Here is a 14094-nt window from a genome sequence, read left to right as displayed (position 1 = left end):
CCCGGTGCCGGCGACGCTGGACGTCACCGACTTCGGGGCGGCTCCCGGCAGCCGCTCCGATGCCGGGCCCGCAGTCGCGGCGGCTCTCCGGGCCGCCGGTGCCGTGGCGGGGCCGGTGGTTCTCCGATTCCCTCTGGGCGACTATCACTTCTGGCCGGACGGCGCTCAACGTCGCGAGCTCTACGTCTCCAACACAGTGGGGGACGATCCGCGGTACCGCGAGAAGACGATCGCCGTACTCGTCGAGGCGATGGACGACCTCGTCATCTCGGGGGAGGGCGCCCGCATCCTGCTTCATGGGCTCCAGACGACCTTCGCCGTCATCGACTCGCGGCGGGTGCGCGTCGAGGGACTCGAGTTCGATTTCGCGGTGCCGACGGTCGTCGACGCCACGGTCGTGGACGTGGGCGTCGAGGCGGGGCGGGCGTACCGGGTGATCCGGGTGCCCGAGGTCACGATGTTCTCCGTCGAAGGGCGCTCGATCCGCTGGCACGGTGAGGCGCTCGGCTCGGGCGCCGTCGCCTGGGAGGGCCGTGACGCGCTCGAGTACACGCAGATCCATGATCCGTCCGGCCACGGGACGCGGCGCGGCCCGAACCCGCTCTTCGACGACGTCCGGTCGATCAAGGCGGCGGGGGACCGCGAGATCCGGATCGACTACGACCGCGGCGAGGAACCGGCCGACCTCGGCGTCGTCTATGAGATGCGCCTGACGACACGTGATCATCCCGGCGCGCTCGTGCTCGACAGCTCCGGCGTGAGGTTGTCCGGGCTGCGTTTCCGGTTCCTGCACGGCTTCGGCGTCGTGGCACAGGCGAGCCGTGACGTCACGATCGAGGGCTGCGAGTTCCGAAGCCCACCGGGCAGCGGGCGGCACACGGCGGGTTTCGCCGACTTCGTCCAGTTTTCCGGATGCTCGGGAGTCGCGGCCGTTCGCGACTGCCTCTTTGACGGGCCGCACGACGACCCGATCAATGTGCACGGCACCTACCTTCGTGTCGCCGATCAGCCTGATCGCCGCACGCTGGCGCTCGAGTACGCGCATCCGGAGACGGCCGGACTCCCGCAGTTCTCGCCCGGCGACCTGATCGAGATCGTCGAGCGGGCTACGCTCCAGCCGATCGCGACCGCGACGGTGGAGCGCGTACGGCAGCCGAGCGGGCGGGACCGCGCCCACCCGCTCAGGGTCATCGTCCTGACCGTCGCCTCCGAACTGCCCGGCGACCTCACCGGGCGGGCCGCGGTGGAGAACGTGACCCGGACGCCGGCCGTACACATCGCCCGTAACGTCTTCCGAAACGTGCCCACGCGCGCCGTGCTCGTGACCACGCGGCGTCCGGTGGTCATCGAGGGCAACTGGTTCGAACGCCCGGGAATGGCCGCGATCTACGTCTCAGGCGACGCCGCCGAATGGTGGGAGTCCGGGCCGGTACGCGATCTGATCGTCCGCGGGAACGAGTTCGTCGAACCAGGTGGGCCGGCGATCTTCGTCGATCCGCGGACCGACTCCGCGTACCCGGTTCACCGTGGCGTCGTCGTCGAAGGAAATCGTTTCGTGCTCCGTGACGTCCCGGCACTCGACGCCAAGAGCACCCAGGGCATTCGCTTCAGGGACAACAGCATCGTGCGCTCCGGGCCGGAGGCATCGGACGTCGTCCTCCGGTCGTGCACGGACGCGGACATCGATGAGCCGACGCTGAGGGTCACCGATCTCGGATGAGCGACACCAGTCTTCCGGCCCACCGCCGCCGCTGAGCCGATCAGGCCTCCCGGGTCAGGAACTGGTGGAGGCTCCGGCAGGCCCGTGTCAGTGACGTCGAACCGCGCTTCTTCGCATGGGCGGCCACCTCGGGGATCTCGCCCCGCGCGCCGGCCCACATGGCGATGTCGGTCGCCAGCACGACGGCGTCGGTGTGCGGACGCCGGGCCCGCTCGCCCTCCCCCGGGAGGAAGGAGGCCAGGAAGTGGCGCATGATCGTCCATACCTCGGCGTGCGCGCCCTGCTTGGCGGCCAGTTCCAGTGAGGGCAACGCGGGGCCGGCCTCGTAGCGGGTGCGGCGGCCCAGCAGGCCCAGCAGGCGGCCCGTCTCGGCGGCGGGGAGCGCGCCCTTGGCCGCCAGTTGAAGCAGTGAGGGCACCGCGTCGTCGCCCTCCACGGTGAGGAAGTAGGCCAGCACCAAGGCCGTCGCCGGTCCGGACGCGCCTTCGGCCAGGGTCAGGTCGCGGAGGTCGTCGATCGCGATGTCAGGCGGGTCGAAACGGTCGATCAGGCCGAACGCCAGATGGGCCGCCGCGAGCTCCCGGTGGTGGGGCGTCATGCCGGGCCAGAAGTCACGTGACAGGCGCCGAAAAGGGCGCATCTCGGGCGCGGTCAGCAGGGCGTCGAGGTGGGCGAGACCGGTGGGCTCCACTGGTCGCCAGCTCACGTTGGCGATGCCGCGCTGGTCGAGGACACGGTCGTCGTAGGGCACGACGTGGGAGCCGAGGTCGAGGGTCCAGGTCAGCTCCACTTCCGGGGATGGGGGCGCGCCGCGCTCGAACCAGCGGGCCACCACCGCACCGGCCGCCGAGCCGATGCTCTTCGCGCGTTCGGCCAGGTCAGGGGCGGAATCGGGCGGGAGGCGCAACAGAGCCTGTTCCAGATCGAGCGGGAGCGGTTCGCAGCCGGAGTGCGCGCACATGGCCAGGCGGTTGAGCAAGGTCTCGGGGTCGAGGTGGCCGTCGGCACGGGTGGGGGTGGCCAGCAGGACCGGGGGCAGGGCTCCGGCCTTCGCCGCGCGCAGGAGTTCGTCGAGCCGGGACAGGAGGAAGGCGTGAGGGCGGGCGCACTCCCGCAGGCGGGGGAGGCGGTTCCAGGGGGCGGGCGCGGGCCGCGCCGTCGGGTCGTAGAGGTCGGTCTGGACATCGACCGTCCGCAGCATCTCCTGTACGTAGTCGGGCATCTCGTGGAGCGGGACGACCGTGCGGAGGCCGGGGAACAGCTGGAAGGCCGTGGCCGCGACGGTCGCCATGCCCTCGTACAGGGCCTGTCCGAGACCGCCGGACAGGCCAGGGACGGCCTGCCCCGCGTCGGAGCGCGGGCGCTGCCCCGGCGGACGAGACATGGGCGGCCCAGGATCTTCGCCGGGGTTGACGAGTTCCCTGGCCAGCGCGGTGCACCAGTCACGCGGGGACTGCCACGTCGGCCAGTCGTAGAGCACCGGCCGCAGGTGTTCGCCGAACCGCCGGGCCAGCGTTTCCTTCAGGGGATCCGGGTTCGTATGCGCTTCTCGCGTGACCGCCGCCAGCCACGCCTCAATGTCGATCCAGCCGATCTCCTCCGGCGGACCGCTCTCCAGGCCGGAGGTGGGGAACGGGCCGGGGATGGTGGCCTCGGGCAGGCGGCCGGGGGTGAATTCGCCGGTCCAACCTTCCGAGAAGCGCTCCAAGACCTGCCGGGCTGAGGCCGGGGGCAGCAGTTCGGCCGCCTCCAGGATCGGCACGGGGTCGGTGAGGTGGCCGGCGTGCTTGAGGGTGAGGGTGACCGCGCGGTCGCGTACCTCGTGAGAGGCGTGCGCGTACGCATTGGTCAGCGCGGTGACGTGGTCGGCTACACGTTCCGGGTGGTGACGGAGATGGCGGTCGAGCCAGGTCAGGCCCTTCACCGCGAGCTTGGCCTCCTGGCGGAAGGTCATCGCCTCGATGGCCTCGGCGACGTCCGCCGGGTCGAGCCGTGCTCGGCGTACCTGCTGCCAGGCCAGCTCGGCCACCGGGCCCGGCGCGGCGGGCAGCAGACGCAGGTAGTCGCGTAGCCGCCCGGCCGACTCCTCCGGCGTGGGCGCCACGAGCGTGTGCAGCCGGACGAAGAAGCGCAGGTCCCGCACGTCGCCGCCGAGCAGGAAACGACCCACGCAGCCGGTGATGATCTGCTCGCGCGACAGCGTGCGGGCGGCCAGGGCCAGCCAGCGGGACGGCTTCGGGGTGAGCGTCTCGTTGACCAGTGCCCGGCTCGCGCCGGCCGCCTCGAAGATCTTCGGAAGCAGGTGGGGCGTCAGCGGGTCCTTGGCCACGCCCACCGCCGACAACCAGGCTGCCACCAGGGGCTCGTGGTCGGGTGGGGTGGCCTCGCCGTCGCGCAGCAGTGCCAAGGCCAGCGGTACGATCCGGTCGTCGGAACGGCGGATGCGGCGCGCGAGCCGTACCGCCAGATCGGCACGCCAGGCCACAGGGCGACCGGAGAGCGCCTTCACCAGCCGGTGCGGGCTCGGCGCGCCGGACCAGCGGGGATTGAGGTCGCGCTTCATCAGCCAGGTGGCCGCCCCGGCCGGGCCGGGAATGGTCGCCGCGCCCACCATCATCAGCACTTCGGACCGGCCGGTGACCTGGTCGTTGGCGGTCCAGTCGAAGGCGTCCCAGCTGACGGTGGCGGTCGCCAGCGGGCTCTCGCGGAGCTCGGCGAGCAGGCCCGGCAACTCGGCGGCGACAGTGGCCCGCTCGGCGTCGGTGAGCTTCGGCAACCGCGACGCCAGACCCTCGGCGTCGTGGTGCAGCACGAGATTCCTGATCTCGGTCCGGATGTCGTCAGAAGTCATGACGTGGCTCCGGTGAGCTGGGCGTGCAGGCGCTTGCACTCGTGGACGAAGCGGATCGTCCGGCGGCTGCGCGCGTACTCGGCGACGACCGGGATCTCCCCGCGCGCGCCGGTCCAGCGGGCCACGTCGGCGGCGAAGGCGACGAGTTCGGCGTGGGTCACGGTGATGCGCTGCCCCTCGCCCGGCAGTATTCCGGGCAGCAGGGCGCGCAGGATGCGCCATACCTCGTGGTGGCCGCCGGCGTCGGCCAGCTCGGTCAGGGCCGCGATGGCGGAGCGGGTCTCCAGCCAGGTGCGGCGCAGCACCAGCGCGAGCTGGCGGCCGATCGCCTCGGCGGGCAGTTCGCCCCTGGCGGCCATGCTCAGGGCCAGCGGGATCATACTGGACACGTTGTCGGCCAGGAGGAAGGCGAGGATCACCGCCGTGGACTCGCCCATCGGGCCCTGGGCGATCTCCAGGCCGGTGATCTCCGCCGGAGCCAGCCACATGCCCCAGCGGCCGCGCGGTATGAAGGGCAGGAAGTTGACGGCCACGACCTCGCGGTGCGAGGGCAGCATGGCGGGCCACGCCCTGAGCGTGCCGCCGAACTCGTCGACCGTCCAATCGAACGGTTGGCGCAGCAGCACCTCGTCGATCAGCCGATGGCCGGTCGGGGCCGTCACCCGCAACACCGGCTGCAGCCTGACCTCGGTGAAGTGCTCCGGTTCGCCGTCGCCGAACTCGACCATGGACGCGTCCACCATGTGGCGCCATACGTGGCCGCACTCGGGATCGGCCATGCCGCCACCGGCGAGCCAGCGGGCGGCCGAGCGCGCCGCCTCCGAGTCGACCTTGGCGGCCCGGTCGGCCGCGGCCTGGTGGCTGCCCCGGGGCAACCGCAGCAGCGCCTGCGCCAGGTCAGCCGGGAGCGGCTCCACGCCGGCGGCGGCGCAGGTCTCCAGCCGGTCGATCAGTACGTCGGGATCGAGGTGGCCGCTCATCCAGGTCGGCGTGGCCAGCAGCACCGGCGGCAGGGTGCCGTCGCGGAGGGCCTCGGCGAGTTCCGCGTAGCGGTGCAGCATGAAGTCGTGGGGCGGGGAGACGTGATTGGGGTGGGGCAGGTGGTTGCGCCGCCGCCACTCGTCGTTCTCGGGCAGCGCCTCGGGCATGAAGGAACGCAGCCGGGGCGGGATGAAGACGACGGTCACCTGCACGAGCGGCTCGCTCGGGCCTGGCGGGGGTACCTGCTCCTCCGCCCGCATCGCCGCGATCCGGGCGGGGTCCACGCCGAGTTCGGCCATGCGCTCGTAGACGTCGTCGAGGACGAAGGACGGCATGGCCTCCACCGAGTCGTCGTACATGACACCGGGCCTCGTCCGCACCGGACGGAGGCGATCCGGCGGTCCGTCGACGATGGGAGAATCGTGCAGGTGGATCCGGCCCTTGGCGAAGGGGATCTGCCGGTCGCCCTCGTGGGCCACCGCCCCGTCCGGGCCGTCGTCGCTGGTCCAGGTGATGGAGAAAGCGCGCAGTGGGGCGTCGTCGTCGAGGTAGCGGCCAGGCCGGTAGCCGCCCACCATGATCCCCCGGCGACCGGGCTCCGGGGCGGGCTCCTCGCCACGGGTGAGGGCGCGTACTCCCACGGAGCGGCTCGCGGTGTCCCAGAACTTCTCCGGCCGGATCGGCGGTAGCTCCGGCACGCTGCCGGGGGTCACGAGCTCGGCGGACAGCGCCGACTGCCAGTCGTCGGGGTCGAGGCACACCTTGCTGGACCGCCAGTGGCGCTGGTCCTGCTCGACGTGCGGCTTGAGCTTGCGGCGCAGTTCCGCCCGGTCGTCGGCGATCCCGGCGACGAAGGCCGCCAGCCAGCGCTCCTGGCCGATCCAACGCTCGTGGTAGTCATGGTTGGGGAAGATCGACGGCTCGGGGAACCGCCGCGCCTCCGGCGGCTCGGGCAGCGGCGGGAACTCCTTCCGCTCCAGCACTTCCTCGACCGGGGTCTCTCCGCCGAACCGCTCGGCCAGCTTCGCGCCCAGGTCGGCGGGTAGGTGGCGGACGCCGTCGAAAATCGCCTCAGTGTGGTCGGCGAACAGGCCGGCGTGTTTCAGGGTCAGCTCGGCCGCGCGGTTGCGCACGTCGAAGGACTTGTGCGCGTACGCCGTGGTCAGCGCGGTCACGAAGTCGGCGGCCGCCTCGGGCGTGGCCCGGATCGCCCGGTCGAGCCAGCGCAGGCCCGTGGCGGCGAGCTTGGCCTCGTCCCGGAAGGTGAGCGCGTCGAGCGCCTCGACCAGGTCGGCGTGGTCGAGCGGCATCGCTCCGCGTACCTGCCCGGCGGCCAGCTCGGCGACCGTGCCCGGGGCCGACGGCAACAACCGCAGGTAGTCGCGCAGGCGGGGCGCGGACTCCGCGGGCGTGGGGTCGAGCAGCGTGTGCAGCCGGACGAAGAACCGCAGGTCCTGCGCCTCGCCGCCGCGCAGGAAGCGGCTCACGCAACCGTCGAGCAGCTGCTCCCTGGGCAGCTCGCGGGCGGTGGCGGCCAGCCAGCGGGTCGGCCGGGGCTCCAGCCGCTCGTCGCGGAGGACGCGGCCCGCGCCGTCGGCGTCGAAGACGCGAGGCAGCAGTACGGGGGTCAGCGGGTCATCGGCCACGTTCGGCGCGGCCAGCCAGGCGGCCACCAGCGGGTCGTGGTCGGGTGGCACGGCGCCGGACTCGCGCAGCAGCGCCACGGCCAGCGGCGCGATGCGGTCGGCGGGACGGCGTACCCGCTGGGCCAGCCGGACCGCGACATCGCGGCGCCACTCCAAGGGGCGGGTGGCCGCCACCCGGCACACCTGGGCGACGTTGAGGTCCTCGGCCCAGCGGCGGTTGACGTCGCGGCTGGTCATCCACGTCACGGCGGCCGCCGGGCCGGTGATGACGCCGACACCGGTCAGCAGCAGCGCGCCGGCCAGTTTGTCGAGCAGGTCGCCGACCTCCCAGGAGGCCTCCTCCTCGAAGTCGTCGGGATACTGGGCGCGTACCTGCTCGGTGCGGGCGCGGCGCAGCTCCTTGACGAGGCCGGGCAACCGCCCGCCCAGCTCGGCGCGCTCCTCCTCGGTGAGTGTGACCAGCCGGTCGGTCAGGCGGGTGACCTGGTTGCGAGTGACCAGGTCGCAGATCTCCGTCCAGAGCGTCATCGGGAGACCTCCACGGCGGCGCGGGCGACGATCCGGGCGGCCAGCACGTGTTTGCACGGCCCGCGGGAGCCGCGATGGTCCCACCACCACTCGCAGGTGCAGGAGCCGTCGGTCAGAGAGACCCGGCGCGCGCCGCCCGAGGTGTGGACGGTGGCCAGCTCGCCTTCGAGGCGTACGGCGCCCGCGTCGACGAGCTTGCGCGCCTTGGCCAGCCGTGGGTTGAGCAGGAGCACGTTGTCCTTGTCATAGGGCAGCTCACGGTGGAAGTGGGCGGCCTCCGACAGGTCGTAGCCGACCCGGCCGGCGACGCCGAGCTGCGTCAGCGCGGCCCGCACCCGGTCGGCGGGGATGCCCGCGCGGTCGGCCAGCAGGCCGATCTCGATCTCGGGCTCGAAGTTGAGCAGCATGCCCACCACGTCGGCGTCGTTCTCGGCCTCGTCGGTGGCCAGGTCGTCGAGCACCGCGCCTTCGCCGGAGAAGCCGCGCCAGCGCTCGGGCGAGAGGGTGAGCGTGTAGCGCATGCCCGGCAGCTCCAGCTCCCAGGCGCTGGAGGCGCCCTCGGCCGGGCCGTACACCCGTAGGGACTTCGCGAAGCGCAGCAGTGGCAGGAGGGTGGCGAGCCGGTTGGGGCCGGCGAGCTGGACCGCGCCCGGAACCTGACGGTCGGAGGCCTTCAGCTCACGCCCCGTCTGCGCCACCCATACCGTCTCTCTCTTGGGCAGCCCGCGCAGGAACCGTACCGCCGCCATGCCGGTCAGCTCACCGCGCTGGTCCATGCCCGAGGCGATGACCTGCACCTCGGCGAAGCCGCGTAACCAGCGCTCGGGCAGCGGCACCTTCTTCTCCACCACCGCGCCGTCCATCGTGGTCACGACCAGCTCGTCGAGCCCGACTCCCAGGTGCAGCGGGTCACGCGCGCCGATGCGCGCCAACGCCTCCCGGAGCGGCGCGTTCACGTCGACGTTGGTGGTGCCCCGGTCGAACACCTCGCCGTCGAGCGCGCCGTTCAGCAGGTCAAGCCGGGCGTACACGCCGCCACAGGCCGAGAACGACTCGAACCGCAAGCGGTCTCCGTTGCACGTCACCACCGGGTCGCGCACCCAGCCGGGCCGCGCCTGCGGCTGGTGATAGCGGGCCAGCGCCACGTCGGCGACGCCGAGCAGGGCCGCCGCGGCGGGGGCCGCCTGGGTCACCACGCCGCTGAAGAACCGCGGAGCCACGGCCGGGCCGGACAGGGCCCGCCCGCCGGAGGTCGCCAATCCGAGACGACCGTCGACAAGGGAGGAGGGCGCGGCGTAGGTGTACGCCTGCGTCGTTGAGGTCATGGCCGGGACACTAGATCGCCCCACCGACAAACCGGCGCGGCAGCTGCCGAGGAGATGAAAGCTCCCGCGGACATCCACCCCCTCGCCGGACGAACGGGGCAATTTGTCCTGCGTGACGGAGCTACGAGAAGCACGTCCGCGTTTCCGACGGCGAACGCCTGTGGGATTCCAGGTAAACACTTCGCGAGGATGCGCGGCGCACCCCTCCAGCCGCACCCGAGGTCCTTTTCGGCCGCCACCACGGACCTTTCCGGACGGAAGTTGCTCGCCGCCGGAATTGGTCGCGACTCCATCGCCTGGAGGCCGGCGCAGGCTGATGATCGGCACACTGTGAGAGGACGGGGCCGGGCAGGCAGTGGCGGCTGCGCGGGTGCGTCAGTAGCGGTCGTGGCGCGCCGCAGAAGATCACCGCCTAGATCCACGCGCCAGTATGAAAGCCCGAGGCGCAGCCACGCTACACGATCATCCACCAGCCTCTTCTGCCGGCTCACGGCGAAGTGTAAGCGGTGGTCCCGTGATGAGGCTGAATGATGACGGTGAGCAGATGAAATCTCTGGTCATCGGTGGCGCAGCGCATGCCTTCAGGCAAGCCGTCGACATGAGGTGACGGAGAAGATGCAGGATTTGCACGACCTTATTCGGAAATTAGCCCTTCCTCTGTGATCTCCGTCACAAAGAGTTGTCGGCCTACCTGCGTTGCGGGCACGTGAGCTGCCCGGATCCCTGGAGCGGTTCATTTGCCCGGTCTCGTCACCAACTCTATTGACTTGTCAAGATCTATTCCTGGTTCGTCTTATCTGTGTATATCTGTGACGTTCTTTATGCGGCGCTTATGGGGATGCGCCTGGGGCCCTTGGTGTTTCCGGTCTACGGGGGAGTGTGGGTGGCCATGCGGCGTGCTCAGGCAGGCGCGAGTGTGCTGGGTCGGAGCCGGTTCGGGCTCGGACGGAGTGGACCACCGAGGTGGGTGAGCCGCGTCGCCTTGGCCGTGACCGTGGCTCTCCTGCCGAGTTTTCTCGCGTTGGAGGCGCAGGCAGTTGCCGCAGACCCCTCTCCGACCCGGCTGGCGATCCCCGGTTCTCCATCTTCAGGCTCCGTCAGCGGTGTCCCTGTCCAGGATTCCGGGTCCGCGGAAGGGCTACCGCACCTCGCCGGCCCGGCCGCCACTCAGCCGCAGGGCGAGGGCAAGACTCGTGACGATAGCAAGCGGCCCAAGGGTTCGCTTCCGCTAGAGACACCGCGCGAGATGGTGGACGAGCCGGCCACGAAAGGGCTGAACACTCCGCCGCCGCTGACATGGGAATCCTCCCCGACTGTCACTGGATCAGCACAAGCGGCGAACGACAGCCGGCTCGCTGGTGTTCGCGCAGAGGGCGTAGGTATTCACAAGGGCTCTCCGTGGACGCTTAACAACCAGGGAAGCGCGGAGCAGGGTGACCTGAAGCCGGCTGGGGCATCCGACTCTTGGGCGCAGGCCGTGTCGGCTGTCACGGCTAACGCACTCCCGGTGGTGTCGGGGGTGTCGGCGTATCCGGGTCAGTTGGTGTCGGGGTTGTGGACGTTGTCGTCGTTGCAGCCGATGTTTTCGGGTCAGGGGGCGGATCCGGAGTCGCGGGCGTTGCGGTTGGAGGCGCAGGTTGAGCATGATCCGTCGGCTGCTGGTCAGGGGTCGGGGCTGATCTGGTCCGCCACGGGTGCGGTTTCTGGTGGTGCGTGTTCGCCGTCGTTCGGGTGCCGGGTGGAGTCGCCGGTGGTGTCGTCGGGCAAGTTGAAGGATGGGTGGTTGATCCGCTGGCGGGTGCGGGTGTCGACCGCTGGCGGGGTGGCGGGTTCGTGGTCGGAGTGGCAGGCGGGCCGGGTGGATACCTCTAAGCCGGTGGTGTCGGGGGTGGCGGCGTATCCGGGTCAGTTGGTGTCGGGGTTGTGGATGTTGTCGTCGTTGCAGCCGATGTTCACGGGTCAGGGGGCGGATCCGGAGTCGCGGGCGTTGCGGTTGGAGGCGCAGGTTGAGCATGATCCGTCGGCTGCTGGTCAGGGTTCGGGGCTGATCTGGTCTGATGCTGGTGCCGTGTCGTCTGGTGGGTGTGGCACCTCGTTTGGGTGTTCTTTGGAGTCGCCGGTGGTGGCGTCGGGCAAGTTGAAGGATGGGTGGTTGATCCGCTGGCGGGTGCGGGTGTCGACCGCTGGCGGGGTGGCGGGTTCGTGGTCGGAGTGGCAGGCGGGCCGGGTGGATACCTCTAAGCCGGTGGTGTCGGGGGTGGCGGCGTATCCGGGTCAGCAGGTGTCGGGGTTGTGGATGTTGTCGTCGACGCAGCCGACGTTTTCGGGTCAGGGGGCGGATCCGGAGTCGCGGGCGTTGCGGTTGGAGGCGCAGGTTGAGCATGATCCGTCGGCTGCTGGTCAGGGTTCGGGGCTGATCTGGTCCGCCACGGGTGCGGTTTCTGGTGGTGCGTGTTCGCCGTCGTTCGGGTGCCGGGTGGAGTCGCCGGTGGTGGCGTCGGGCAAGTTGAAGGATGGGTGGTTGATCCGCTGGCGGGTGCGGGTGTCGACCGCTGGCGGGGTGGCGGGTTCGTGGTCGGAGTGGCAGGCGGGCCGGGTGGATACCTCTAAGCCGGTGGTGTCGGGGGTGGCGGCGTATCCGGGTCAGCAGGTGTCGGGGTTGTGGATGTTGTCGTCGTTGCAGCCGATGTTCACGGGTCAGGGGGCGGATCCGGAGTCGCGGGCGTTGCGGTTGGAGGCGCAGGTTGAGCATGATCCGTCGGCTGCTGGTCAGGGTTCGGGGCTGATCTGGTCTGATGCTGGTGCCGTGTCCTCTGGTGGGTGTGGCACCTCCTTTGGGTGTTCTTTGGAGACGCCGGTGGTGGCGTCGGGCAAGTTGAAGGATGGGTGGCTGATCCGCTGGCGGGTGCGGGTATCGACCGCTGGCGGGGTGGCGGGGTCGTGGTCGGAGTGGCAGGCGGCCACGGTTGCGGTGAGCGGGACGGCGGGCAATGGCCTGGGCGCGGTGCCGGCCACGCGTGGCACCGACGCGTGGACGTTGGCCTCGACCACGCCGTGGCTGTATGCGAAGGTGACCGCTGCCGGCGGATCGAAGCTGGTGCTGGGCGCGGAGATCGAGCACGATCCGGCCGCGACAGGGCAGGGCTCGGGGCTGATCTGGTCCGGTAAGGGCACCACCGCGTACGCCTCGGGTGGCAACGCCTGGGTGCAGGTGCCGACCGGGAAGTTGGCCGACGGGATGAAGGTCCGCTGGCGAGTGCGCGGCGTCACCACCGCGGGCGCGGAAGGCGAATGGTCACCCTGGCAAAACGCCACTATCGATGTGACTAAGCCGGCTGCTTCCGATGCGGGGTTGACTCCGGCTACCAAGGGGGCGACGTCGTGGACGGCTTCGTCGGTTACGCCGTGGGTGTATGCCAAGGTCAGTGATCCTGACTCGCGTGCTTCACGGTTGTGGGTGCAGATCGAGCACGATCCGGCCGCGACCGGGCAGGGCACGGGTGTGATCTGGGAGGGCAAGGGGGCCACCGCATACGCCTCTGGCGGTAATGCGTGGGTGCAGGTGCCGGCTGGGAAGCTGACGGATGGGATGAAGGTTCGCTGGCGGGTGCGTGGTGAAACCACCACTGGTGCTCTCGGCCCGTGGACCGACTGGTCCACTACCGGCATCGACCTCCGCAAACCGTCGGTGGCGGGACTGTCAATGACGCCGGCGACCTGGAATGCCGGGGCATGGACAGCGGCGGCAACTTCGCCATGGCTGTATGCGAAGGTGACCGACCCGGAGAACAGAGACTCCCTGCTCGCTGTGGAAGTCGAGTACGACCCGGCAGCGACCGGCCAAGGCGGCGGCTTGATCTGGACTGGGAAGAGTGCTCAGCCGTACCGCTCTGGCGACAATGCGTTGGTGCAGGTTCCGGCTGGGAAGCTGACGGATGGGATGAAGGTTCGCTGGCGGGTGCGCGGTGAGACCACCACTGGTGTTATCGGCCCGTGGTCGGATTGGACCCAAGCACGCATTGATCTCAACAAGCCGTCGGTTGAATCGTTGGGTATGGATCCGGCTTTGCCGGGTTCTGCCTCGTGGACGGCGGCGTCGTTGACGCCGTGGCTGTTTGCGAAGGTGACCGATCCGGAGAACCGGCCGAGCAAACTGAATGTGGAAGTGGAGCACGACCCGGCTGCGGGGGGTCAGGGCACGGGCCTGATCTGGTCGGGGGTTTCTGATAAGGAGTATGCGTCGGGAACCAACGCCTGGGCGGCGGTGCCGGCCGGGAAGCTGGCTGATGGCTGGCAGATTCGCTGGCGGGCGCGGGCGACGACCACGTCTGGGATGTCGGGGCCGTGGTCGGATTGGGTGTCGGCTCGTGTGGATACGAAGGTGTTCAACACGATCCCGCCAGGGCCGGTGGTGAGCGAGGCGTCCGCATCTGGCGGTCAGCTGGTCTCAGGGGTCTGGGTTCTGCCGAGTGCCAGCCCGGTGCTCACCGCTGCGATCTCTGATGTTGATCGGCGGCTCGGTGTGCTGGAGGCGGAGGTTGAGCATGATCCGTCGGCTTCTGGCCAGGGGTCGGGGCTGATCTGGTCGGGGCAGGGCAAGACCTTTGGAGAGACCTGTTTCACGGGGCAGGCGTGCTCGGCCACGCATCAGTCGCCTGCGGTGACGGGGCTGCAGAACGGCTGGTTGATCCGGTGGCGCGTGCGTGCGGTGGTGCAGTCCACGGCGTCTCCCGGCGCGCTGGTGGCGGGTTCGTGGTCGGAGTGGCAGGCCGGTCGGGTGGATATCTCCAAGCCGGTGGTGTCGGGGCTGTCGGCTTATCCGGGTCAGCAGGTGTCGGGGTTGTGGACGTTACCGTCGACGCAGCCGATGTTCACGGGTCAGGGGACGGATCCGGAGTCGCGGCCATTGCGGTTGGAGGCGCAGGTCGAGCATGACCCGTCGGCTGCCGGTCAGGGTTCGGGGCTGATCTGGTCTGATGCTGGTGCCGTGTCCTCTGGTGGGTGTGGCACCTCCTTTGGGTGTTCTTTGCAGACGCCGGTGGT

General features: G+C 70.3%; 4 protein-coding genes and 1 pseudogene. 2 read left to right on the top strand and 3 right to left on the bottom strand.

The features are described 5' to 3' along the window. The first annotated feature begins 4 nt into the window (after window positions 1-4). The gene (locus AB0L53_RS51900) at window positions 5-1720 is read left to right on the top strand and encodes a right-handed parallel beta-helix repeat-containing protein (protein WP_364012078.1); all 1716 of its coding nucleotides are present in this window, start codon (window positions 5-7) and stop codon (window positions 1718-1720) included. Window positions 1721-1760: 40 nt separating this feature from the next. Here AB0L53_RS51900 and AB0L53_RS51895 read toward each other — a convergent pair whose 3' ends face one another. From AB0L53_RS51895 to AB0L53_RS51885, 3 genes are read right to left on the bottom strand one after another with little or no spacing between them, the layout of a single operon-like run. Continuing rightward, on the bottom strand, window positions 1761-4571 hold the full coding sequence (locus tag AB0L53_RS51895; protein ID WP_364012075.1) for a hypothetical protein: 2811 nt from the start codon (window positions 4569-4571) through the stop codon (window positions 1761-1763). Next, window positions 4568-7726, bottom strand: a complete 3159-nt coding sequence (locus tag AB0L53_RS51890) for a DUF6493 family protein (RefSeq protein ID WP_364012072.1) — start codon at window positions 7724-7726, stop codon at window positions 4568-4570. Before AB0L53_RS51890 ends, AB0L53_RS51895 begins: the two co-directional genes overlap by 4 nt. Further along, complete coding sequence (locus tag AB0L53_RS51885; protein WP_364012069.1) at window positions 7723-9051, bottom strand: SWIM zinc finger family protein; 1329 nt, start codon at window positions 9049-9051, stop codon at window positions 7723-7725. The genes AB0L53_RS51890 and AB0L53_RS51885 overlap by 4 nt, the downstream gene beginning before the upstream one ends. 1519 nt (window positions 9052-10570) lie before the next feature. Here AB0L53_RS51885 and AB0L53_RS51880 point away from each other — a divergent pair. Further along, window positions 10571-14094: pseudogene (locus tag AB0L53_RS51880) on the top strand (hypothetical protein); the annotation flags it as partial.

The organism is Nonomuraea sp. NPDC052129 (genome assembly GCF_040680095.1).
Lineage (GTDB): Bacteria > Actinomycetota > Actinomycetes > Streptosporangiales > Streptosporangiaceae > Nonomuraea.
Note: the sequence above shows the minus strand (reverse complement) of the source record. Positions and strands in the feature narration are given on the sequence as shown.

Excerpts from the sequence above, each read along its gene's own strand:
- AB0L53_RS51895 (WP_364012075.1), bottom strand. The coding sequence starts at position 4,571 with ATGACTTCTGACGACATCCGGACCGAGATCAGGAATCTCGTGCTGCAC.
- AB0L53_RS51885 (WP_364012069.1), bottom strand. The coding sequence starts at position 9,051 with ATGACCTCAACGACGCAGGCGTACACCTACGCCGCGCCCTCCTCCCTT.
- AB0L53_RS51890 (WP_364012072.1), bottom strand. The coding sequence starts at position 7,726 with ATGACGCTCTGGACGGAGATCTGCGACCTGGTCACTCGCAACCAGGTC.